22 protein-coding genes are annotated in these 22,756 nt (G+C 66.8%); 18 read left to right on the top strand and 4 right to left on the bottom strand.

The genetic code is table 11. From position 1 onward, the window contains the following. Positions 1-52: 52 nt before the first annotated feature. The 3 genes from HT578_RS08660 to HT578_RS08650 are packed head-to-tail and all read left to right on the top strand — an operon-like array spanning position 53 to position 1,520. Positions 53-676: a nitrogen fixation protein NifQ gene (locus tag HT578_RS08660; protein WP_213503678.1), complete on the top strand. Its 624-nt coding sequence runs from the start codon at positions 53-55 to the stop codon at positions 674-676. Further along, complete coding sequence (locus HT578_RS08655; RefSeq protein ID WP_052322216.1) at positions 673-1,095, top strand: group III truncated hemoglobin; 423 nt, start codon at positions 673-675, stop codon at positions 1,093-1,095. The genes HT578_RS08660 and HT578_RS08655 overlap by 4 nt, the downstream gene beginning before the upstream one ends. Further along, positions 1,092-1,520: a Rieske (2Fe-2S) protein gene (locus tag HT578_RS08650; RefSeq protein ID WP_213503677.1), complete on the top strand. Its 429-nt coding sequence runs from the start codon at positions 1,092-1,094 to the stop codon at positions 1,518-1,520. The genes HT578_RS08655 and HT578_RS08650 overlap by 4 nt, the downstream gene beginning before the upstream one ends. 16 nt (positions 1,521-1,536) lie before the next feature. Here the strand turns inward: HT578_RS08650 and HT578_RS08645 are convergent, their stop codons facing one another. Both HT578_RS08645 and HT578_RS08640 read right to left on the bottom strand, forming a co-directional pair. After that, positions 1,537-2,601: a hypothetical protein gene (locus HT578_RS08645; protein ID WP_213503676.1), complete on the bottom strand. Its 1,065-nt coding sequence runs from the start codon at positions 2,599-2,601 to the stop codon at positions 1,537-1,539. A 109-nt stretch (positions 2,602-2,710) separates the two neighbouring features. Further along, a complete protein-coding gene (locus HT578_RS08640; RefSeq protein WP_213503675.1) occupies positions 2,711-3,319 on the bottom strand; it encodes a hypothetical protein in 609 nt (202 codons plus the stop codon). A gap of 255 nt (positions 3,320-3,574) precedes the next feature. On the opposite strand from HT578_RS08640, the gene HT578_RS08635 reads away from it, so the two are divergent. The 12 genes from HT578_RS08635 to HT578_RS08580 all read left to right on the top strand — a co-directional run bounded on the left by HT578_RS08635 (position 3,575) and on the right by HT578_RS08580 (position 15,872). Then, positions 3,575-3,895, top strand: coding sequence for a HesB/IscA family protein (locus HT578_RS08635; RefSeq protein ID WP_213503674.1), 321 nt, complete (start codon positions 3,575-3,577; stop codon positions 3,893-3,895). 13 nt (positions 3,896-3,908) lie between these two features. Beyond that, complete coding sequence (gene nifU / locus HT578_RS08630) at positions 3,909-4,829, top strand: Fe-S cluster assembly protein NifU (RefSeq protein ID WP_213503673.1); 921 nt, start codon at positions 3,909-3,911, stop codon at positions 4,827-4,829. 31 nt (positions 4,830-4,860) lie between these two features. Next, the gene (nifS, locus tag HT578_RS08625) at positions 4,861-6,066 is read left to right on the top strand and encodes a cysteine desulfurase NifS (RefSeq protein ID WP_213503672.1); all 1,206 of its coding nucleotides are present in this window, start codon (positions 4,861-4,863) and stop codon (positions 6,064-6,066) included. A 34-nt stretch (positions 6,067-6,100) separates the two neighbouring features. Continuing rightward, positions 6,101-7,255 carry a homocitrate synthase gene (nifV, locus tag HT578_RS08620; RefSeq protein WP_213503671.1) on the top strand — a complete coding sequence of 385 codons (1,155 nt, stop codon included), beginning with the start codon at positions 6,101-6,103 and terminating at the stop codon, positions 7,253-7,255. Then, entirely contained in the window at positions 7,255-8,016 is a 762-nt protein-coding gene (gene cysE, locus HT578_RS08615) for a serine O-acetyltransferase (protein WP_213503670.1), read from the top strand. Before nifV ends, cysE begins: the two co-directional genes overlap by 1 nt. After that, positions 8,003-8,344 carry a nitrogenase stabilizing/protective protein NifW gene (nifW, locus tag HT578_RS08610; protein WP_039390871.1) on the top strand — a complete coding sequence of 114 codons (342 nt, stop codon included), beginning with the start codon at positions 8,003-8,005 and terminating at the stop codon, positions 8,342-8,344. The genes cysE and nifW overlap by 14 nt, the downstream gene beginning before the upstream one ends. A 4-nt stretch (positions 8,345-8,348) precedes the next feature. Then, entirely contained in the window at positions 8,349-9,206 is an 858-nt protein-coding gene (locus HT578_RS08605; protein ID WP_213503669.1) for an electron transfer flavoprotein subunit beta/FixA family protein, read from the top strand. A gap of 17 nt (positions 9,207-9,223) precedes the next feature. Next, positions 9,224-10,321 (top strand): electron transfer flavoprotein subunit alpha/FixB family protein, encoded by a 1,098-nt coding sequence (locus HT578_RS08600; protein ID WP_213503668.1) that lies wholly within the window; start codon positions 9,224-9,226, stop codon positions 10,319-10,321. Between the two features lie 14 nt (positions 10,322-10,335). After that, positions 10,336-11,649, top strand: coding sequence for an FAD-dependent oxidoreductase (locus HT578_RS08595; RefSeq protein ID WP_213503667.1), 1,314 nt, complete (start codon positions 10,336-10,338; stop codon positions 11,647-11,649). A gap of 51 nt (positions 11,650-11,700) precedes the next feature. Then, positions 11,701-12,006: a ferredoxin family protein gene (locus tag HT578_RS08590; RefSeq protein ID WP_213503666.1), complete on the top strand. Its 306-nt coding sequence runs from the start codon at positions 11,701-11,703 to the stop codon at positions 12,004-12,006. 191 nt (positions 12,007-12,197) lie between these two features. Next, the gene (gene nifA / locus HT578_RS08585) at positions 12,198-13,991 is read left to right on the top strand and encodes a nif-specific transcriptional activator NifA (protein ID WP_213503665.1); all 1,794 of its coding nucleotides are present in this window, start codon (positions 12,198-12,200) and stop codon (positions 13,989-13,991) included. A 93-nt stretch (positions 13,992-14,084) separates the two neighbouring features. Next, a complete protein-coding gene (locus HT578_RS08580) occupies positions 14,085-15,872 on the top strand; it encodes a sensor domain-containing diguanylate cyclase (protein WP_213503664.1) in 1,788 nt (595 codons plus the stop codon). On the opposite strand, the gene HT578_RS08575 is transcribed toward HT578_RS08580, so the two are convergent. Both HT578_RS08575 and HT578_RS08570 read right to left on the bottom strand, forming a co-directional pair. Next, the gene (locus tag HT578_RS08575) at positions 15,873-17,183 is read right to left on the bottom strand and encodes a HAMP domain-containing sensor histidine kinase (RefSeq protein ID WP_213503663.1); all 1,311 of its coding nucleotides are present in this window, start codon (positions 17,181-17,183) and stop codon (positions 15,873-15,875) included. Further along, entirely contained in the window at positions 17,180-17,914 is a 735-nt protein-coding gene (locus HT578_RS08570; protein ID WP_213503662.1) for a response regulator transcription factor, read from the bottom strand. Before HT578_RS08570 ends, HT578_RS08575 begins: the two co-directional genes overlap by 4 nt. Positions 17,915-18,020: 106 nt before the next feature. Between HT578_RS08570 and HT578_RS08565 the strand changes: the two genes are divergently transcribed. Genes HT578_RS08565 through HT578_RS08555 form a run of 3 tightly spaced genes read left to right on the top strand, consistent with a single transcriptional unit; the run spans position 18,021 to position 22,633 of the window. Beyond that, a complete protein-coding gene (locus HT578_RS08565) occupies positions 18,021-19,226 on the top strand; it encodes an efflux RND transporter periplasmic adaptor subunit (protein ID WP_213503661.1) in 1,206 nt (401 codons plus the stop codon). 13 nt (positions 19,227-19,239) lie between these two features. Continuing rightward, the gene (locus HT578_RS08560; protein WP_213503660.1) at positions 19,240-21,240 is read left to right on the top strand and encodes a MacB family efflux pump subunit; all 2,001 of its coding nucleotides are present in this window, start codon (positions 19,240-19,242) and stop codon (positions 21,238-21,240) included. 13 nt (positions 21,241-21,253) lie between these two features. Next, on the top strand, positions 21,254-22,633 hold the full coding sequence (locus tag HT578_RS08555) for an efflux transporter outer membrane subunit (protein ID WP_213503659.1): 1,380 nt from the start codon (positions 21,254-21,256) through the stop codon (positions 22,631-22,633). The last annotated feature ends 123 nt before the right edge of the window (positions 22,634-22,756 follow it).

Below are 22,756 nucleotides of genomic sequence, written 5' to 3'. Positions count from 1 at the left end.
GGCCGACAACAGGAGCAGAACCGGACAACCAGACGAGAAGGAGACACAGACGATGGGACGTGGCGAAGAGATCTATGCCGAACTGCTCTGGCAGGGCGCACGCTCGGACGTGCCGCCGGTGGACGTGCACCTGGCCGCCTCGATCCTGGCCCTATCCTTCTTCGAGGCGGAACGCGGCGGCTTGGCGCTGGCCGAGGCGACCGGGCTCGACGGCGAGGAACTGGCCGAGCTGTGCCGCATCGCCTTTCCCCACGTGACGCTGCCCGAGGCGGGGACGCCCGTGGTCGCCAAGGAGGAGCAGGCGCTGCGCGACATCCTGTGGATGAACTGCGGCGAGGCTTCGGTCTTCGAACTGCTCCTCACCCGCCTGGTCGCGCGGCGCTGCCAGCGCCCCAACCACCTGTGGCAGGACCTGGGCTTTGCCAGCCGGGATGAACTCTCGATGCTGATGCAGCTCCACTTCCCGCGCCTTGCCCTGAAGAACGCGAACGACATGAAGTGGAAGAAGTTCTTCTACCGCATGATGTGCTCGTCGGAGGGCTTCCGGCTCTGCTCGGTGCCGGTCTGTGCCGAGTGCGACGATTTCGACGCCTGCTTCGGGCCGGAGGACGGCGAGGCGCTGCTGGCGCGCATCGCCAACGGCAAGACGGCGCCCCAGCAGATGGGGCACGCATGAGCGGGTGCGATATCGGACCTGCCCTCGCCAAGGGGGAGAGCGCGGAGATCGCGATCGATGCCATGGTCCGCCGCTTCTATGCGCTGTGCAACCAGGACGACCGGCTGGGCCCGATGTTTGCCGCGATGATCCCGGACTTTCCCGAGCACTATGGCTTCGTGCGCGATTTCTGGTCGCACGCGCTGCTGGGCACCGACCGCTACCAGCGCGGCACACCCTACAGCCATCACCTCAAGCTGAGGGTCGAGGAAGAGGACTTCACGCGCTGGATGGCCGCTTTCGGCCGTGCGGTGGAGGAGTGCCTTCCCGAGGAACTGGCAGCGGCGGCCATGCAGCGCGCCGCGCATATGACGCAGAGCTTCAAGATGGGCATGCTGCCACTTCCCAAGCCCGTCGCCCGGCCGGCAGGTGCACCATGAGCGGCGGAGCCGAGACGATGACCCTGCCGCCTTTCGCAATCTGCGCGGTTGCCGACATTCCCAACCGCCGCGCGGTGCCTTTCGTGCTGGCCCGGCGTGAGGAGGACGGGCGGGTCGGACCCTGGCCGATCTTCGTCCTGCGCTGGGGGCGCAACGTGCGCGCCTTTGAAAACCGCTGCCCGCACCAGAACACCAACCTTGATTGGGAAGAGGGCGAGTTTCTCGATGCTGAGGGCACGCGTATCCAGTGCGGCAAGCACGGCGCGCTCTTCGACCTGGGCTCGGGCGAATGCGTGGCGGGGCCCTGTCTTGGTGAGCGGCTCACCGCCATCGAGGTGGAGATCGATGCCGACGAGGACATTTGTCTTCGCGCACCGGGCCTTGTCGAGGACGACGATGTCGACAGCGGCGAGGGTCTGGAATAGCGCCGCGTGCCGCGCCTTACAGCGTCATCGGCCGCGCCAGCATCCAGGGCGCGGTCGCAAAGGTGCCGGTCAGCCATTGCGGCAGGTCGAGCACGGTCGCGGCCTGCGCGTTCGTGTTGGTGGGCGGTCTTGGCGTATCCAGCAGCGGCAGGACGGTCTTGAGGACCTTGGTGACGTCGATCCCCATGCCCATCGGGAAGTTCGGGTTGGTCGAATGCCAGGCACCCGGGACCAGGTAGTCGGCCTTGATGTCGGGACGCGAATTGAGTGCGCCGAAGCTGTCGAATTGGCCCATCACGTCAAAGACCTTGCCGATGAATTCGCGCGGCATGCCGACCTTGGCGCTGATCGTGACGATCTGCGTGCGCTTGGCGACAGGCCCCAGTTTCTCCTGCTTGCGCAGCGCGTAGAGCGCTTCGGACAGGACGAGGTTGCCCTTGGAGTGGCCGACCATCATGGGGATCTTGCAATGTGGGCTTTCCAGAAGTGCGATCAGCGTCGCGGTGTCCTTCGACAGCCTGAGAAAGCTGTCCGCCTCGATCGAGGTGAGCGAGGGCGAACGGTCCGAGAGCGTGCGCGCCGCGCGGTCGAGCCCTTCGAAGGCGTGGCGCATCGAATTGAGCGCGCCGAACCAGAAGAAGCCGCCCAGCGCCTCGGTCAGGGCATCGGAGAGGCCGTAGCCCGACACGACCGCCGCCACCGAACCGCCCAGAGCCTCGGCAATGTCGCGCGCGAAGGCGGCCGAGCCGATGGCCGAACTGCCCACACCCGCAACAGCAAGCGCCCGGGCTTCGCCGCCGCCCGCGTCGAGAAAGGCCTGAAGCTCGCTGAAGACCTGTACCTCGCCCTTGCCCGCAGGTGGTACGAGCAGCAGCGCGCCCTCGGGCGCATCCCAGGCCGCGAGCCTGGCCACGTCCTCGCTCTCCAGGCCCTCGATGTCGTAGAACAGCGCGTCGAGCGCGGCGTTGCGCCATTCCAGTCCCAGGAGCGAGGCGGTCATGGGCGCGCGCAGCGCCTTGGCGGGCGCGCTTTGCAGTTCGGCCTGCTCGGCCGTGACAAGATGGGACACCGTGGATGCCATCGCCTCTCTCCCTTGCGATTCGCCCCTCTAGGCTACCACGACCCGGGCCGGATGCGATAAGGGGGACACCGCATCCGGCCCGGGAGGCCCGCCCGTTCCGGGGCGGGCGTCAGACGGGGCGGTTCTCGTTGCGGTTGCGCACCGGCTCCATCGCGGCGACCCCGTCCTCGTAGGAAATCGCGGGGTAGTCCATCTTCGTGGCCGCCAGCTGGGCAAGCACGTATTCGAGCTTTTCCGGCCCGCTCATCTTCTTGACGTCGGTCTTTTCGACGCCGGCCAGTTCCAGCACTTCCTTCCACACCGTCGACTCGTCGAGGGGCAGGACCTTGGCGGTGGCCCCGCCCGGCAGGGCCACGCTGTAGGTCTTCAGGAAGTCGATGTTGTTGACGAAGAAGACGTAGGTGCCCTCGGGCATGAGATAGTCAGCCAGCACCTCGCCCGCGTCCTTGAGCCAGGCGAAGTTGTGCAGGTAGCCGGCCAGCACCGGGATCTTCGCGCGGGCCGCATCGCCCACCGCCAGCACCTGTTCGAGCGAATAGGCGGGTGGACGCGCCTCGTCGGCGACCTGGTCCTGGAAGGCAAGGGCAATGTCCCCACGAAAGCCGAAAGTGCCCAGAGCGGACATCGGCTCCTTGAGGACGGCGTTGTGGAGGCGGTGCTGCGCGGCAAGCGCGCCGAAGGGGGTATCGCTGATTGCGGGGGCCGTAAGCGTCGACATGACTTCACTCCTTGAAAGGGGGCGCTCGCGTCATGCACGAAGCGGGCCGTTTGCCGTTTCGTGTGCGCGAAGGCGCGCGCCCGGCCCCCTTTGTGTGCAACGCAACACCGGCGCTGTCCGGAATGTGACGAAACCGACAGGAACGGGCCCCTGAGGACGCCTGCGTGTGTCCGCCCTTCCTGCAATTGCGGGCTTTTGCGCAACTGGCACGCGCCTTGCTGATGGTCCTTCGCAACATCTGCGAGGAGAAGCCTTGTGATCGTTCTCACCGACAGTGCCCAGGACGCCGTGCGCTGCGCCATAGCCAAGGCCGACAGCGCGCCGGCCGGCCTCAGGATCCAGGTCGAGGCCGGGGGATGCGCGGGCTACAAGTACATGATGGGGCTCGTCGCCGAGCCCGAGGCCGACGACGCCGTGGTCGAGAAGGAGGACCTCAAGGTCTTCATCGACCCCGTCAGCCAGCCGCTCCTGGCAGGCACCACCATCGACTTCGTCGTGGCGCTCGAGGGATCGGGCTTCACCTTCGAAAATCCGAACGCATCGAACAGCTGCTCGTGCGGCAAGTCATTCGGCTGAGGGAGACCGGCACATGTGGGAATACAGCGAGAAGGTCAAAGACTACTTCTTCAACCCCAAGAACAGCGGGGTTCTGGAGGACGCGGACGGCGTGGGCGATGTCGGCGCGATCAGCTGCGGGGACGCGCTGCGCCTGATGATCAAGGTCGAACCCGTCAGCCAGGTCATCACCGAGGCCAAGTTCCAGACCTTCGGCTGCGGCTCGGCGATTGCCAGCTCCTCGGCGCTGACCGAGCTCATCATCGGCAAGACCATCGAACAGGCGATGCAGATCTCCAACCAGGACATCGCCGATTTCCTCGGCGGCCTGCCGCCCGAAAAGATGCACTGCTCGGTCATGGGCTACGAGGCACTGCAGGCGGCCGTTGCCAATTACCGCGGCGAGGAATGGGTCGATGACCACGAGGAAGGCGCGCTCATCTGCAAGTGCTTTGGCGTCGATGAAGGCATGATCGAGCGCACGATCCGCGCCAACACCCTGACCGCAGTCGAGGAGATCACCAACTTCACCAAGGCGGGCGGCTCGTGCGCAACCTGCGCCGAAGGTATTGAGGCGGTACTCGAACGCGTGAACGCGCAGATGGTCGAGGAAGGCATCCTTGCCACGCAGGAGGCCTTCGTGCCCGGCGCCGTGCCGGTGCTCGCCAAGCCGAAGAAGGTCGTCGTCAAGCCCACGGAAAGCAAGGCGCCGCTGACGACGCTCCAGAAGATCCGGCTGATCGAGGAAACCATCGAAGCGATCCGCCCCTCGCTCCAGCGCGATGGCGGGGACTGCGAACTCATCGATGTCGAGGGCAACCGCGTCATCGTCAAGCTGACGGGCGCGTGCGTGGGCTGCCACCTCTCCGGGGCGACCATCGAAGGCGTGCAGGCACGGCTGGTCGAAGCCGTTGGCGTGCCGCTTCTCGTCATCCCCGCCGCCCCCGTCCACTGAGCACACGAACCGACGCGAAGGAGCCCCCACCATGGCCAACGACCCGGTCTATCTCGACAACAACGCCACCACCCGCTGCGATCCGCGCGTGGTCGAGGCGATGATGCCCTACTTTTCCGAGCAGTTCGGCAACGCCTCCTCGATGCACGCCTTCGGCTCGGAGGTGGGCGGGGCGCTCGCCAAGGCCCGAAAGCAGCTCCAGGACCTGCTCGGCGCCGAGTTCGACCACGAGATCGTCTACACCTCGGGCGGGACCGAGGCGGACAACATGGCGATCCTCTCCGCGCTTGAAACCCAAAAAGGGCGCGACGAGGTCATCACCTCGGCGGTCGAACACCCGGCGGTCCTCAGCCTTGTCGCGCATCTTGAAAAGACCGGGCAGGCCAGGGTCCACATCATTCCGGTCGATGCCAAGGGCCGTCTCGACATGGAGGCCTACCGCAAGGCGCTGGGGCCCCGGACCGCGATCGTCTCGATCATGTGGGCCAACAACGAGACGGGCACGATCTTCCCTGTCGCCAAGCTCGCCGAGATGGCGCACGAAGCTGGCGCGCTGTTCCACACCGATGCGGTGCAGGCGGTCGGCAAGATCCCAATGGACCTGAAGGCCACCGAGATCGACATGCTCTCGCTCTCGGGTCACAAGCTGCACGGGCCCAAGGGCGTGGGCGCGCTCTACGTGCGCAAGGGCGTGCGGCTACGTCCGCTCGTGCGCGGCGGCCACCAGGAGCGCGGCCGGCGTGCCGGGACCGAGAATGCGCCGGGCATCATCGGCCTTGGCCGCGCGGCTGAGCTTGCGGGCGAATACATGGCCGAGGAGCAGACCCGCGTCGCCGCGCTGCGCGATCGGCTGGAGGAGGGGCTGCTCGGCGCGATCAGCCATTCCTTTGCAACGGGCGATGTCGAAAACCGCCTGCCCAACACCGCCAATGTCGCCTTCGAGTACATTGAGGGCGAGGCGATCCTTCTCCTGATGAACCGGGAAGGCATCGCGGCAAGTTCGGGGTCGGCCTGCACGTCTGGTTCGCTCGAACCCAGCCACGTGCTGCGCGCGATGAACGTGCCCTATACCGCGGCCCATGGCGCGATCCGCTTTTCCTTCAGCCGCGAGAATACCCAGGCCGATGTCGATCGTGTGCTGGAGGTGATGCCCCAGATCATCGTGCGCCTGCGCGACATGAGCCCCTTCTGGCGCGAACGCGAGAAGGAAGGGGCCTTCAACCCGACCTACGCCTGATCTTGTCCATTCCCCCTTACTGGAGTTGACTGCCATGTCCGGTTTCCTGCCCAATTTCCCGCCTGTCGTCGTCAATGACAGCACCTTGCGCGATGGTGAGCAGTCTCCGGGCGTGGCCTTCAGCTTCGCCGAGAAGATGGCGATTGCCTCCGCACTTGAAGCCGCTGGCGTCGACGAGATCGAGGCGGGCACCCCGGCCATGGGCATGGAGGACGAAGCCGCGATCCGCGCGATGGTGCAGCAGGCCAGGACAGCCCAGATCATCCCCTGGTGCCGCGCCACGCGCAGCGATGTCGACGCCGCCGCGCGCACCGGGGTGGAGCGCGTGCACCTCTCGGTCCCTGTTTCGGACCGCCAGATCCGCGCCAAGTTCGGCACCGGCCGCGCCGACGTGCTCGCGCGCATCGAGGAAGTCGTGGGCTACGCGCTCGACCGGGGCCTTCGCGTCTCCATCGGCGGCGAGGACGCCAGCCGCGCCGACCTCGATTTCCTGAAGCGCGTGGTCGTCGCCATCGAGGAGGCGGGCGGGCACCGCTTCCGCTACGCCGACACGCTGGGCGTGCTCGACCCGTTCGGCACCCACGAAATCTTCCGTGACCTCGCGCGCGAGACTGACATCGAGCTCGAATTCCACGGTCACGACGACCTGGGCCTAGCCACCGCGAACACGCTCGCCGCCGTGCGCGGCGGCGCGACCCACGTTTCGGTCTGCGTGCTGGGGCTGGGCGAGCGGGCAGGCAACGCGCCCCTTGAAGAAGTGGTGACGGCGCTGGGCGAAACGCTCGGGCGCACCACGCGCATCGACTTTCTCCAGCTCGCCCGCCTTGCCGAAACGGTGGCGCTTGCCGCCGGGCGTCCGATCCCGGAGAACAAGCCCATCGTCGGCTCGATGGTCTTCACCCATGAAAGCGGCATCCACGTCTCGGGCCTCCTGCGCGATGCCGAGACCTACGAGGCGCTCGACCCGGCGCGTTTCGGGCGCGAGCGGCGGATCATGCTGGGGCGCCATTCGGGGCGTGCGGCGATCACTTCCAGCCTGCGCTCGATTGGCCTCGAGGCCGACCAGGAGCGGCTGGGGCGCATTCTGGCCGATGTGCGCGCCAAGGCGCTCGACACCAAGAAGGGCGTGGAACTGGCCGATCTCGCGCTGATCTACTGCCGCACCGGCATGGTCGAAAGGGCGCTGTGATGCCTGTCGCCACGCCCTTCGATACGCTTGGCGCACGGCCTTCCAGGGCGCGGCCCTCGCTCCTTGTCCTCCTGCGCGAGGACGTGGGGTGCGTGGCCGCGCGCGATCCGGCGGCGAACGGGGCGCTGGAAGTCCTGCTGACCTATCCGGGCGTTCACGCGATCATCTGGCACCGGCTGGCCCACGCGCTGTGGCAGGTGGGTCTGCGCTTCCCGGCCCGGTTCCTGGGCTGGCTGGCGCGCCTCCTCACCAATGTCGACATCCACCCTGCCGCCACCATCGGCCGGCGCTTCTTCATCGATCACGGCGCGGGCGTCGTCATCGGTGAGACCGCCGAGATCGGCGATGATGTGACGCTCTACCACGGCGTCACGCTGGGCGGGACAAGCTGGGCGCCGGGCAAGCGCCACCCCACGCTGGAGGACGGCGTGCTGGTGGGTTGCGGCGCCAAGATCCTGGGCCCGATCACCGTGGGCAAGGGCGCGCGCGTGGGGGCGAACAGCGTGGTCGTCGATCCCGTGCCGCCCGCAATGACGGTGGTCGGCATTCCGGGGCGCGTGGTGCGCGGGGCCACCGAGCGGCGCCGCGTGTCGGGCCGGATCGACCTTGACCATCACCTCATGCCCGATCCCGTAGGCGAGGCGGTGTCCGAACTGCTCGACCGCATCGAGTTCCTGGAGGCGCGCCTTGCTCACAGGGACGGGCGAGCCCCGGTCTGCCCCGATTTTGCTCTTCAGGAGGACAGCCATGAGCCTGCTTGACGAACTGCACCAGCTCTCGAGCGCGGAGGACTTCTTCGAACTGCTCGGCGTCGATTACGACCCGCAGGTGGTTCAGGTCGCGCGGCTCCACATCCTTCGCCGCATGGGCCAGTACCTGCGCGGCAGCGAGGTCGAGGGCGCACTGGAAAGCGCCGATGATACCGAACTTTACGCGCTCTGCGGCGAGCACCTTGCGCAGGCCTACGCCGACTTCGTGGCCTCCTCGCCGATCGCGGAGCGCCTGTTCAAGGTTCACAAGGACGCCGTCGCGCCCAAACCCGAACCCAACCGGCCCTTCGTGCCGCTCGACGCCCTGACAGGAGGCTGAGACAATGCATATCGTGGTGTGCATCAAGCAGGTGCCCGACAGCGCGCAGATCCGTGTCCACCCGGTCACGAACACGATCATGCGCCAGGGCGTGCCGACGATCATCAACCCTTATGACCTCTTCGCGCTGGAAGAGGCGCTGCGCCTGAAGGACCGCCTTGGCGCGACCGTCACGGCGCTGTGCATGGGCCCGCCCACGGCCTCGGAATCGCTGCGCAAGGCGCTGACCTTCGGGGCGGACCGCGCGGTGCTGTTGACCGACCGCTACTTTGCGGGTTCCGACACGCTGGCGACGAGTTATGCGCTCTCGATGGCGCTGACGAAAATCGGCGAGGAATTCGGCACGCCCGAGATCGTCTTTACCGGCAAGCAGACCATCGACGGGGACACCGCGCAGGTCGGGCCGGGCATCGCCAGCCGCTTGAAGCTCAACCAGCTGACCTACATCTCCAAGATCGTCGCGACCGACCTTGAGGCCGGACGCATCACCGTGGAGCGCCGCGCCGAGACGGGGACGCAGGTGCTGGCCACCAGGCTGCCAGTGCTGATCACCATGCTCGAGGCGACCAACGAGATGCGGCGCGGCACGATCGCGCAGGCACTGGAGGCCGCGCGCGCCGAAATCATCACCTGGAATGCGTCCGATGTCGGCATCGAGGACCTCACCAGATGCGGCCTGCGCGGCTCGCCGACCATCGTGAAGAAGGTCTTTGCGCCCACCGCGCGCTCGGAAGCCGCCGAGATGATCGCGGCCGAAGGCACCATGGACGCAAAGGCGCGCGCCGTCATCGACGCGATCTTTGCAAGGGCGCCGGGCGTCGAGGACGACCTCACCGCCCAGGCCCTCCACCACTACGTCTGAGAGAAGGAGCCGGACCGATGGCCGATGCAGCAAAGCCCGCTCCCGCCAAGGGAGGCCGTGCCAACACGAAGAAGGAACTGCCCGAGCACTTCAAGGCGTACAAGCACGTCTGGGTGGCGGTGGAGATCGAGCATGGGAGTGTCCATTCGGTCTCCTTCGAGCTTCTGGGGGAAGGGCGCAAGCTGGCCGACAAGCGCGGCGTGGAACTGGCCGCGGTTCTCATGGGCGATGACCGCGAGGCGCTGGGCCAGGCGGCGCAGGATTGCTTCGAATACGGCGCGGACTGTGTCTACATCGCCTGCGACCCGGCCCTGAAGCACTACCGCAACGAAACCTCGACGCAGGTCCTGACCGACATCGTCAACACCTACCAGCCCGAGATCCTGCTCCTGGGCGCGACCAACCTTGGCCGTGATCTGGCCGGTTCGGTGGCGACCACGCTCAAGACCGGCCTCACCGCGGATTCGACCGAGCTTGCCATCGACGAGGACGGCTCGCTTGCCGCGACGCGGCCCACTTTCGGCGGCTCGCTCCTGTGCACCATTTTCACGCTCAACTTCCGCCCGCAGATGGCGACCGTGCGCCCGCGCGTCATGGCCATGCCCGAGCGGGAGGAAGGGCGCAGCGGACGCATCGTCGAGTTTGCGCCCAACATCGTCGAGGACGATGTTGTCACCAAGGTGCTCGACTTCATCGACGACCGCGATAGCGACACGGCCGCGCTGCCCTATGCCGACGTCGTCGTGGCTGGCGGCCTGGGGCTGGGCTCGGTCGAGAATTTCCAGTTGGTGAAGGAGCTCGCCGCGGTGCTGGGCGCCGAATATGGCGGCTCGCGCCCTCTGGTGCAGAAGGACTGGATCACCTCGGACCGCCAGATCGGCCAGACCGGCAAGACGATCCGGCCCCGGCTCTACATCGCGGCGGGGATCTCGGGCGCGATCCAGCACCGGGTCGGGGTGGAAGGTGCCGACCTGATCCTTGCCATCAACACCGACCCCAATGCGCCGATCTTCGAGTTCGCGCACCTGGGTATCGTTGCCGACGCGGTCACGCTGCTGCCCGCACTGACACAGGCCTTTGCGCGGCGCCTGCGCGTCACCCGGATGGCCAGCTGAGAAGGAGAGAGACCATGGCCGAGATGGAGGACACGTTCGATGCGATTGTCGTGGGGGCCGGGCCTTCGGGCAATGCGGCGGCCTATACCCTGGCGAAGGAGGGGCTGAGCGTCCTCCAGATCGAGCGCGGCGAGTACGCGGGCTCGAAGAACGTGCAGGGCGCAATCCTCTATTCCGACGCGCTCGAGAAGATCATCCCGGAATTCCGCGAGGAAGCGCCGCTGGAACGCCACGTGATCGAGCAGCGCATGTGGTCGATGGATGACACGTCGCACACGGGCATGCATTACCGCTCGGGCGACTTCAACGAGGAGAAGCCCAACCGCTACACGATCCTGCGCGCGCAATTCGACAAGTGGTTCTCCGCCAAGGTCAAGGAGGCGGGCGCGTTGGTCCTGTGCGAGACGACCGTGACCGAACTGGTCGAGGACCTCACAGGCCGGGTGATCGGTGTGCGCACCGACCGCCAGGGCAACCCGATCTTCGCGCCCGTCGTGATCCTGGCCGAAGGGGTCAACGGACTTGTCGGCCAGCGCTCCGGGCTGCGGCCCGAGATCGCGCCGGAAAGCGTCGCGCTGGCGGTCAAGGAAATGCACTTCCTGCCGCGCGAAACCATCGAGGCGCGCTTCAACCTGAGGGGCAACGAGGGCGTGGTGATCGAGGCCATGGGCACGATCACGCGCGGCATGACCGGCACGGGCTTCCTCTACACCAACGAGGAATCGATCTCGGTCGGCATCGGCTGCATCGTTTCGGACTTTGCCGAAAGCAACGTGACGCCGAGCCAATTGCTCGAGGCGTTCAAGGCGCATCCCTCGATCGCGCCGTTGCTCGAGGGTTCCGAAGTCAAGGAATACGCCGCCCACCTGATCCCCGAGGGCGGGTACAAGGCGATTCCCAGGCTGACCGGCGATGGCTGGATCGTCGTCGGCGATGCCGGGCAGTTCGTGAATGCGGTGCACCGCGAGGGCTCGAATCTGGCGATGACCACCGGGCGCGTCGCGGCCGAGACTGTGGTCGCGCTCCACCGCCGCGGCGAGGAGATGGATGCGCTTGCGCTCAAGGACTATGAGCGGCGCCTGGAAGCCACCTTCGTGATGAAGGATCTTCGGAAGTACAAGGGCATCCCCGCCCTGCTTCACGCCAACAAGGGCACGTTCTTCGGCGCCTATCCGCGCCTTATCAGCCAGGCCATGCAGACCTGGTTTCGCGTCGACGGGATCGACAAGAAGACCAAGGAAAAGGCCATCTTCCGTAATTTCCGCGAGACCCGCAGCGTGTGGGGGATGCTCGGCGACGCCTGGCGTGTCGCGCGCGCCTGGCGGTGAGGGAAGGGGTACCAGGCTTTTTTGAACCAACGAACCTGAGGAGAAGCGCATATGACAGATCTTGCCATCGCTCCGGGACCTAAGGTCGAGGAGAAGCTGTTCCAGAACCGCTACCTGGTCGACGCCGGCAAACCCCATATCCGCGTGCGGCCGCACGAGGTACCCTCGGCGAGCCTGCTGGCCATGACCACGTTGTGCCCGGCGGGATGCTACGCGCTCGCCGAATCGGGCCAGGTCGAAGTCGCGGCCGACGGTTGTCTTGAATGCGGGACCTGCCGCATCATCACCAAGGCTACCGGCGAAGTCGAATGGAACTATCCGCGCGGGGGATTCGGTGTCCTCTACAAGTTCGGATAAGACCATGTTCGGTTGCGTCTTTGTTAAATCTCAATGACGGGAAGCCAGATTTTCGCATCTCGCCCCTTGTCGAATCGCGCTGAATTTGAGACGTTTGTCTACCGCAGGAAATGGCGGGCCGACTGTACGATGCAGCGGCGTTGGGAACAGGATAGGGAGAGGGTCGCGCTGAAGGCAGAAAGGTTTCTGTCATGCCCGCGCATGCCTCGACAATCGAACCAAGCGCTGCAGGTCACGCCGTGAGCGGCTACAACCGTGGCCCCAGCCACACGCGCAGCGACATCGCGCTGCGCGGCGTCTACGAAATTTCCAAGGTCCTGGCGGTGCCGGGGCGCCTTGAAGTGACCTTGAACAACGTGTTGACACTCCTGTCGAGCTTTCTCGACATGCGTCATGGGCTCGTCACCATGCTCGACGAGGGCGGCACGCCGATGAGCGTGATCGGTATCGGCTGGAGCGAGGAGCGGGCGCACGCCTGGATGGGGCGTCAGCCCGCGCGCGCGGTCGCGCAGATCACGAGCACGGGCATGCCGGTGGTGGTCCACAACATGGAACGCAGCGCGCTGTTCCCCGACTGGTCGTTCGACGGCCCGCTTCCGCGCGACGCGCGTGTCTCGTTCATCGGCGTTCCGATCAAGGACCAGATGCGGGTGGTGGGCACGCTCACCATCGAGCAGATCTGGGACGAGACGACGACATACCACGCGGCCGACGAGGACGTGCGCTTCCTGACCATGGTGGCCAACCTGATCGGCCAGACGATGCGCCTGCTCACGCTTGTCCAGCGCGATCGCGAACGGCTGATGGACCAGCAGCGCCTGCTCGAGAAGGGCCTCGCCGATGGCGCGCCCCGCCGCGAGGGCAGCGCACAGGGCGGGCCCAGCGAGCGTAAGGGGGATGTCGGCAAGACCGGGATCGTGGGGACCAGTCCCGCGCTGCGCCAGGCACTGCAACAGATCCAGCGCGTCGCGCGCAGCCATTCGGCGGTTCTGCTGCGCGGCGAGTCGGGCACCGGCAAGGAGCTTTTCGCGCGCGCCACGCATGATTTCAGCCCGCGCGCGAAGAAACCCTTCATCAAGCTCAATTGCGCCGCGCTTCCCGAATCGGTGCTTGAATCCGAGCTTTTCGGACACGAGAAAGGCGCCTTCACCGGAGCCGTCGCGCAGCGCGAGGGTCGCTTCGAACTGGCCGATGGCGGCACGCTGTTCCTCGACGAGATCGGCGATACGTCGCAGGCCTTCCAGGTCAAGCTCTTGCGCGTGCTCCAGGAAGGCGAGTTCGAGCGGGTGGGTGGAAGCCAGACGATCAAGGTTGACGTGCGGCTCGTATGCGCCACCAACCGCAATCTGGAAGAGGCCGTCGCCAAGGGCGAGTTCCGCGCCGACCTCTATTATCGCATCAACGTCGTCTCGGTGCGACTGCCCGCGCTGCGGGACCGGCGAGAGGACATTCCCCAGCTCGCGCGTGAATTCCTGCGTCGCTTCGATCGTGAGCATCACACCGAGCACGAACTGAGCCCCTCGGCGCTTGGCGTGCTGGAAAACTGCTATTTCCCCGGCAACGTGCGCGAGCTGGAGAACTGCATAAGGCGCACCGCCACGCTTTCGCTCGACGACCGTATCGACGCTGCCGATTTTGCCTGCCGCAACGACGAGTGCCTTTCGGCGACGCTCTGGAAAACCGCCGTCTCCGATCCGTTCCCCATCATCCAGCCACGCGTTCGCGACCGCCTGTTCGCGCCGCCGGGCGGAGGCGAGACGCCGCGCGAGGCCTTCGCCGAGAACGTTCCGGCGGTGCCGTTGCGCGAACGCGAGGCGGACCGGGACATCCCCATCGACAACGTCAAGGTGAGTCGCACCGAACTGCTGGACGCGCTCGAGGGCTCGGGCTGGGTCCAGGCCAAGGCCGCCCGCCGGCTCGGCCTGTCCGCGCGCCAGATCGGCTACGCGATCCGCAAGTACGACATCGAAGTGCGCAAGTTCTGAGATTCACCCGCGAATTAGCGGAAATGACCCAGGTCTTACAAAAATGTCAACCTACATGCCTGATTAACCATCCGCCGCTATGACTGTGTCGTAATGGTGGAAGATGGGCTTGATCTACGTGCCGCACTCGAGCGGCGCGCCGATGCGGCAGTTGTCGCGGCCATCGGCTATTTTCTGCTGTCCACTCTCGCCATCGCCCTGACCGGACCGGGCCATGCGCATGCTGCGATCTGGCCTGCCGATGCGCTCATCCTCGTGCTTTTGCTGCGCGAATCGCGTTCGGCCTGGGCTTGGGCCTGGGTGCTGGGTGCGGGCTGGGTCGCCAACCTCGCGGCCAACGTGCTGGCCCGTGACTGGTCGCCGATCCTGATCGCCTATGGCGCCATCAACATGGGGCAGACCGCGCTCGCCGCCTGGCTCATGCTGCGCCATTACATCCCCGGGCCGACACTCGACCACGATCTGTCGATCAAGCCGTTCGCCTTGCGGGCCATCGCCGTCGCGGTGGCGGTGGGGGCGTTGCTCGGCTCACTGGTGACTTCGCTGGCTTTCGGCGAGCCGTTCGTGGCATCGCTGCTGCGCTGGTATTGCAGCAACGCGCTGGGGCTGCTGATCCTGACGCCGTTCCTGGCCGCGGTGCTGGATGGCAGCTATCTGAAATGGCTGCGCCTCGCGGGGCTGCGCGAACGGCTCCACGCCGCGCTCGCCTGTGGCGGTCTCATGGCCGCGAGCGTGCTGGTTTTCGCGCAACCCCACGTGCCCTTGCTGTTCGTTCCCATTTGCGGGGTCACCTGGATGACCTTCCGGTTCGGCCGGCTGGCGACGATGCTGGGGGTGATCATCGTCTCGCTCGTGGCCTTGGCCACCACGCTCTCGGGCCGTGGGCCGGTCGCGGTGATGCCCGAGCCGAGCGAGGTTCAATCGTTGTTCCTCCAGTTCTACCTGGGCGCGATCCTCCTGACCTGCCTCCCGATCGCGGCCCTCGTGGCGTCGCGCAAGCAGGCGGTGATCCGGCTCGCGGAGCGCGAGGAAGCGCTGCTCCAGACGCTCCAGGACGCGCCGATGGCCTGTCTCGGCTTCGATCGGACGGGCGCGTGCAAATGGGTGCAGGGGCCCGTCCGCAGCTTGCTGGGCTATACCGCGCAGGAGATCATCGGGCGTTCCTGGGAATCGCTGTGCCTTGAGATCGACGGCGTGGTGCAGGAGCTTTCGAAGGCGCCGGTCGCGGACCAGGAACGTTCCACGCGCACGATCGAATTTTCGCCGATCCGCCGCCCACAGCTGCGCCTGCAAGGCATCGTCGGCCTGCTGGCGTCGGATGGCGGCGGCCACGGCGGTGCGGTGATCACCTTGCGCGACGTGACCGAGCGGCGCGTGGCTGAACCGTCGCAGGCCTCGCCAGAGCAGTCGGACGAACTGACCGGCCTTTTCAACGGCCCGGCCTTTCGCGAACAGCTCTCCGAAGCCGTGCGGCTTCCCAGCGGCCCGGTCTCGCTGGCGCTCATCGACCTCGACAGCTTCTACACGATCAACGAGGCCCACGGCTACGCCATCGGCGATGCGGTGCTGGTCGAAGTGGCGCGGCGGATCCGCCGCGCCGCGCGCGACAGCGACGTGCTGGCGCGCATGGGCAGCGACGAGTTCGCGTTGCTGCTGCACTGCGACCTCAACACCGCCCGCGGCATCTGCGAGCGGATCGTCGAGGCGGTGCGCCACAGCCCGGTCTACCGTTCGAACACGGTTTCGGTGCTCTCCTCGCTCAGTTGCGGCATCGTGCGCCTACGCCCCGGGCAGCGGGGCGAGGACGCCCTCGCGGCGGCGCACGACGTGCTTCAGGAAATGAAGCAGGCCGGCCGCAACGGGGTGCGTGTCGCGGCCTGATCAGGTCGTGAGCGGCTCGGTCGGAAGCCGCATTTCCACGCAGAACCCGCCGTCGGTACGGTTGCGCGCGGCGATCGTGCCGCGATGGAGGCGTACCGCGCGCGAGGCGATCGCCAGTCCGAGGCCGAAGCTGCTCGTGTGTCCGGACCCGCGGACGAAGGGCTGGAACATGGCATCGACCTTGTCTGCAGGGATGCCGGGCCCCTCGTCCGCGATCGTGATGAGGACTTCGCGGTCGCGTTCGGGCTCGGCGACGCGCACCGAAATCCGCCCGCGCAACGGCGAGAAACGCAAGGCATTGCGCAGCACGTTCTCGATCGCGCGGCGCATGAGTTCGGAATTGCCGCGCACGAGCGGGACGTCGTTGCGCAAATCCGTGGTGAGGGCGATGGTGATGTCTTCGGGTTCGGCCTCGTAGCGCACGTCCTCGACCACGCTTTCGGTGACCCCGGCGATGTCGAAGTAATCGTCACCAGCCGAGCCGTCGTTTTCGGCACGAGCTAGCGTGAGCAGTTCGCCGACGAGCGCGTCGAGGCGGGCGACTTCGTGGCCGACCCGTTCGAGCGCCTGTCCCGAGCGTTGTGGCGAGCGCTCGGCGAGCGCGAGCGCGAGCTGGATCCGCGCGAGCGGCGAACGCAATTCGTGGCTGACGTCGTGGAGCAGCCGGTCGCGCCCTTCGACGAGCTCCTCGAGTTGGCGGGCCATGCGGTCGAAGTCGCGCGAGAGGTCGGCGATCTCGTCGCGGCGCGAGCCCATGCGCGGCAGGAGCCGGACCGACAGGTCACCCCGCGCGAGCTGTTCGAAACCGCGCCGCAGATGGTTGATCGGAGAGGCGAGATACCAGGCGAGCAGGCTGGCGAAGACCAGTCCCGCCGCGATCCCCGGCAGAAGGACGACGGGAGGCAGATTGAGAATCCGAACCGGGCGCGCGTCGGGAAAGCTGAAGCGCACGATATAGGCCTGCCCGTCGGGCGCGGTGGTGGCGGCATCGTGCACGCCGGTCTGGGGCGGGACCGGGGGCCGCTTCCATTGGCCGTTGGCGGCCGCCTGCGCGGGGTGGAGCGAGAGGTGTTTGCGCGTGACGGCGGGCAGGGCGAGTTCGAGCGCGCGGTATTCGGCAAGGCCGCCGTGGTGGAGCGCGTTGCGCGCGGCCATGACCACGCCGGGCGCGACGTCGTTCCTCAGCACGATCGCAGGGGGCTCGCCCTTGTCGAGGGTCAGCGTGACGAGCAGCCAGATGCCTTGCGACACCGCGAAGTAGGTGAACAGGAAGGCGACCAGGATCTTCCAGAACAGGCGCTGGCGGATCATGACAGGTTCAGCCGGTAGCCCACGCCGCGCACCGTCTCGATCCCCGCCGCGCCCCCGCTCCCCGCCTCGAGCTTGAGGCGCAGGTTGCTGACGTGGACGTCGATCGAACGGTCGTAGGATTGGCGGGCACGGCCAAGGCCTCTCAGCGAAAGTTCGTCCTTGGTCGCCACAGCCTCGCCGCCACGCACGAGCAGGACAAGGATGTTGAACTCGGTGGGTGTGAGCTCGAGCGCGCGCCCTTGCCACAGCGCCCGCCGCTCGGGGACCTGGATCTCGAGCGCGCCGGCGCGCAGGGTGGGCGTGGCCGCGAAGGTCTGGCCCGGGAGCGGTCGCTGGCGGCGCAGGATGGCGCGCAGCCGGGCGACCAGTTCGCGCGGGAAGCAGGGCTTGGCGACATAGTCGTCGGCGCCCAGTTCGAGACCGATCACACGGTCGATCTCGTCGCCGCGCGCGGTCAACATGAGCACGGGTACCTCGCTCGTCTCGCGAAGGCGCCGCAGCACGTCGATGCCGCTGAGGCCCGGCATCATGATGTCGAGCACGACCACGTCGTGCCCGCCTTCGAGCGCGCGCGCGATGCCCTGTACGCCATTCGCGACGGCATCCACGACGAAGCCTTCGCTCTCCAGGTATTCGCCCAGGAGCGCGGCCAGCTCGACGTCGTCGTCGATCAGCAGGATGCGCTTGGCGCCCTCGTCGCTTGCTTCGTTCACCGCCCGCAGATGCCGCATCGGCTTTTCCTTGTCAGCGCCGGAAAGGGCATCTTTACATAAACTTTACGCGAGACTTGCGAACTTTTTACCCACAAGGACATTCATCCGTTCCATGGCTGGCAGCATGTTGAAATCCCGTCGCACCCTGATTGTCGGCGCCGTCCTCGGTGCCCTGGTTCTGGCTCTGGTCGTCTGGAAGGTCTTCCTGACCGAACCGGCGGGGCCCGACGTTGCGACCGCCAAGGTCGCGCGCGGCGACATCGAGAAGACGGTCGAGGCCACCGGCACGCTGATGCCCAAGGAGCTGGTCAGCGTCGGTGCGCAGGCTTCGGGGCGGATCGAGACGCTTGCGGTCGAAGTGGGCGACACGGTCAAGAAGGGCCAGCTGATCGCGCAGATCGATTCGCGCACGCAGGAAAACACGCTCAAGACCGCGCAGGCCGACGTCGCCAACATGCAGGCCCAGCTCGCCAGCGCGAAGGCGACACTGGCGCAGACGCGCGCCGCTTTTGCGCGGCAGAAGGCGCTGGGCGTGGGAGAGGCGACGTCGCAGGCCGATTTCCAGGCCGCCCAGGCGGAGTACGAGGCGGCGCTGGCGAGCGTCGATTCGCTGAACGCCCAGATCGAATCCGCGCGCGTTTCGGTCGATAACGCGCAAGTGACGCTGGGCTACACCAAGGTCACCGCGCCGATGGACGGGGTGATCGTCGCCATCGTCAACAAGCAGGGCACCACGGTCAACGCCAGCCAGACGACGCCGACCATCGTCGTGCTCGCCAAGCTCGACGTCATGACCGTGGAGACCGAAGTCTCCGAGGCCGACGTGATCAACGTTACCCCCGGTCTTTCGGCCTACTTCACGATCCTGGGTGACCCGGACACGCGCTACAACGGCAAGCTGCGCCTGATCGAGCCCGCGCCCGAATCGATCGTCGACGAGGTCAGCACGAGTTCGTCGAGCTCCTCGAGCTCGTCGAGCAGCTCGGACTCGGCGATCTACTACAACGCGCTGTTCGATGTCGCCAATCCCGACAACCGGCTGCGCGCGATGATGACCGCCAAGGTGACGATCCTGCTCGACAGCCGCAAGAACGTGCTGACGATCCCTTCCTCGGCGCTCGGCGCGCGCAACAAGGACGGCACCTATGTCGTGCAGGTGCTCGGCGAGGACAAGCAGGTCGCCAAGCGCAACGTCAAGATCGGCCTCAACAACAACGTCTCGGCGCAAGTGCTCTCGGGGTTGAAGGAAGGCGAGGCGATCGTGGTGAGCGAGGCGAGCGCGGACAGCAGTTCTTCCGGACGCCGCATGGGCGGTCCGCCGCCGTTCTGATCGGGCTGAGGCGATGAACCAGGAAACCGACGTGCAGGCTGCCACCGACCAGACCCCCGGGGCGGGCGCGCGGGCGCCGCTCCTCTCGCTTGCCCACGTGCGGCGCGAGTACCCTTCGGGCGACACCGTCTTCGCCGCGCTCAAGGACATCAACCTCGAAGTCCACGCGGGCGAGATGGTCGCCATCGTCGGCCAGTCGGGCTCGGGCAAGTCGACCCTGATGAACATCCTGGGCTGCCTCGATAGGCCGACTTCGGGCAGCTACAAGGTCAACGGACGCGACGTCAGCCAGTTCGAGCCCGACGAGCTGGCCGCGCTGCGCCGCGAGCATTTCGGCTTCATCTTCCAACGCTACCACCTGCTGACCGACCTCACCGCGACCGGCAACGTCGAGGTTCCGGCGGTCTACTCCGGCAGGCCCCGGCGCGAGCGCGCCGAGCGGGCGCAGCAGATCCTCACCCGCCTTGGCCTTGGCGAGCGCACCGGGCACCGGCCGGGCATGCTCTCGGGCGGCCAGCAGCAGCGCGTCTCGATCGCGCGCGCGTTGATGAACGGGGGCGAGGTGATCTTCGCCGACGAACCGACCGGCGCGCTCGATTCGGCGAGCGGCGTCGAAGTGATGAACATCCTGGGCGAACTCCACGCCGAGGGCCACACCGTCATCATCGTCACCCACGACATGGAGGTGGCCGAGCACGCCGAGCGCATCATCGAAATCCGCGACGGCGACATCATCGACGATCGGCGCAACCGCGCGCGCACCCACACCGAGCCCCTGTCGCGCCCCGCCGCGGCAGGGAGCGGGGTCGAGCAGGTCGTCGACCGCTTTCGCGAGGCCTTCCGCATGGCGGTGCTCGCGATGTCGGCGCACAAGCTGCGCACCTTCCTGACGATGCTGGGTATCATCATCGGCATCGCCGCGGTGGTCTCGGTGGTGGCACTGGGCAAGGGCTCGCAGGAGAAGATCCTCTCCAACATCTCGAGCCTGGGCACCAGCACGCTGACGGTCTACCCCGGCAAGAGCTTCGGCGACATGCGTTCGGGCAAGATTGAGACGCTGATGGACACTGACGCCGACGCGCTCTCGAGCCTGCCTTACGTCGACAGCGTGACGCCGAGCGTCTCGACGAGCGTGACCGCGCGCTACCGCAACGTCTCGGCCACCGCCAACGTCAACGGCGTGGGCGCGGAGTACTTCCGCGTGCGCGGGCTCGAGCTGGAATCGGGCAGCCTGTTTGACGCCGACGCGGTCACCCGCCTCGAACAGAACGCGGTGATCGACGAGAACACCCGCGACACGCTGTTTCCCGATGGCGAGGAGGCGCTGGGCAAGGTGGTCGTCTTCGGCAAGGTTCCGATGCGCATCATCGGTATCGTCGGCACGCAGCAGCAGGGCTTTGGCGGTTCGGATTCGTTGACCGTCTACGTGCCCTACACCACGGTCATGAGCCGCATGCTCGGCCAGTCGTTCCTCTCCAGCATCACCGTGCGCGTGAGCGACGAGGTCTCGACCGACGCCGCCGAGAGCGGGGTCACCAAGCTGCTCGAGACGCGCCACGGGACCAAGGACTTCTTCATCTCCAACTCGGACGACATTCGCGAGACGATTACCGCGACGACCCAGACGATGACGCTGCTGATCGCGGCGATCGCGGTAATTTCGCTGATCGTGGGCGGCATCGGGGTGATGAACATTATGCTCGTCTCGGTTACTGAGCGCACCAGCGAGATCGGCGTGCGCATGGCGGTGGGCGCGCGCCAGTCCGACATTCTCCAGCAGTTCCTGATCGAGGCGGTGCTGGTGTGTCTGGTCGGCGGCGTGATCGGCGTGCTCATCTCGCTCGGCATCGGGGTGCTGTTCTCGATGGCCAATCTCGGCTTCGAGATGGTCTATTCCCCGTTCTCGATTGGCGCAGCCTTCGCGTGCTCCACGCTCATCGGCGTCGCCTTCGGTTTCCTGCCCGCGCGCCGGGCCGCGCAGCTCGACCCCGTCGATGCCCTCTCGCGCGATTAAGGATGCAGCTTCCATGACCTCGCTTCGCTCCGCGCTTCCCACGCTTTCGACGCTCGCCGCGCTCGTTCTCACCTCGGGCTGCGCGGTGACCCGCAGGCCTTACGAGGCGCCTGTCCTGCCAACGCAGGAGGCCTTCTCCTTCGATCAGCCCGGTTCCGCACGCAGCGCCGATGCGCCGTGGTGGAACGAGTTCGCCGATCCGCAGCTGACCGCGCTCGTGGACCAGGTGCTTGCCGCCAATGCCGATCTGGCCGCGGCGGGCATCCGCTTGCGCCAGGCGCGCGAGAACGCCGCGCTGACGCGGTGGAACCAGGCCCCGACCCTCGATGCGAGTGCCAGCTCGAGCGCGTCCAAGGCGCTTTCGGGCAATTCGGCCTGGGACAAGAGCAGTGGCCTCTCGCTCGGCGCGTCCTGGGAAGTCGACCTGTTCGGCAAACTCGATGCCCAGGCCGACGCGGCGCGCTGGGAAGCCGACGCGACGCAGCAGGATCTGGCCGCAACCCGCCTTGCGCTGATCGGCACGACCGCCAGCGCCTGGTGGCAACTGGGCCTTGCCAACGAGCAGGTGGCCATCGGCGAACAGAGCCTCGCCTACCTCCAGAAGCTGCTCCAGCTCGTCCAGCGCCAGTACGATGCGGGGGCTGTCTCGCGGCTCGAACTGCGCGACGCGCAGCAGAGCGTCGCAGCGCAGCAGGCTTCGCTCACCCAGTTGCGCCAGACCCGGGTGGAAGTGCTCAAGGCGATTGCCGCGCTGCTTGGCCAGCAGGACTACACCGGTCCCGAACTGACCCGCCTGCCCGAACGCGAATTGCCGGCGATCGCGCCGGGCGTGCCCTCGACCCTGCTCGCGCGTCGCCCCGATCTCGCGGCGGCCGAGCTGCGCCTGCGCGAAACGCTGGCAACGAGTGACGCGACGGTCGCGAGCTACTTGCCCAGCTTCAGCCTCACCGGTGCGCTCGGCACGGCGAGTTCGGCGCTGCTCGGCTTCGTCTCGAATCCCGCCGCCAGTCTGGGCGCGGCGCTTTCGGCGGCCGAGCTCAACCCCGAGAAGATCCGCCTCGGCACCTCGGTCGCGCGCGCCGAGTACGACGCGGCGCGCGAGGACTTGCGCCAGACCTTCTACGACGCCTTGCGCGACACAGAGATCGCGCTCTCGGCGCGCAACCAATACATTGCGCAAGGGACCGCGCTCGATGCCAACTACCTCGCCGCGATGGACGCCGAGGAACTCTACGAGCGGCAATACCGGGTCGGCTACATTCCGCTGCGCGATTTGCTCGACGCGCAGGAGCGCCTGCGCACCGCGCGCAGCAGCCTGATCCAGAACCGCTACGACAAGCTTTCCGCGCAAATTGCCGTCTATCAGGCGCTTGGTGGTGATCCCACCTCCTGACCCTTGCGTCCTGTTGCGTCGCGGCGGGGGTGTGGTATTTGAATCGGCGTCGGGGGCTTCTGGTAAAACAAGCGTTTACGAAGCCTCCCGGGGGTAACCGCGTGAAATTCCGGCGACTGGCGG

This window comes from Novosphingobium decolorationis, from assembly GCF_018417475.1.
Classification (GTDB): Bacteria; Pseudomonadota; Alphaproteobacteria; order Sphingomonadales; family Sphingomonadaceae; genus Novosphingobium; species Novosphingobium decolorationis.
This window is presented reverse-complemented; position numbering and strand designations above follow the sequence as displayed.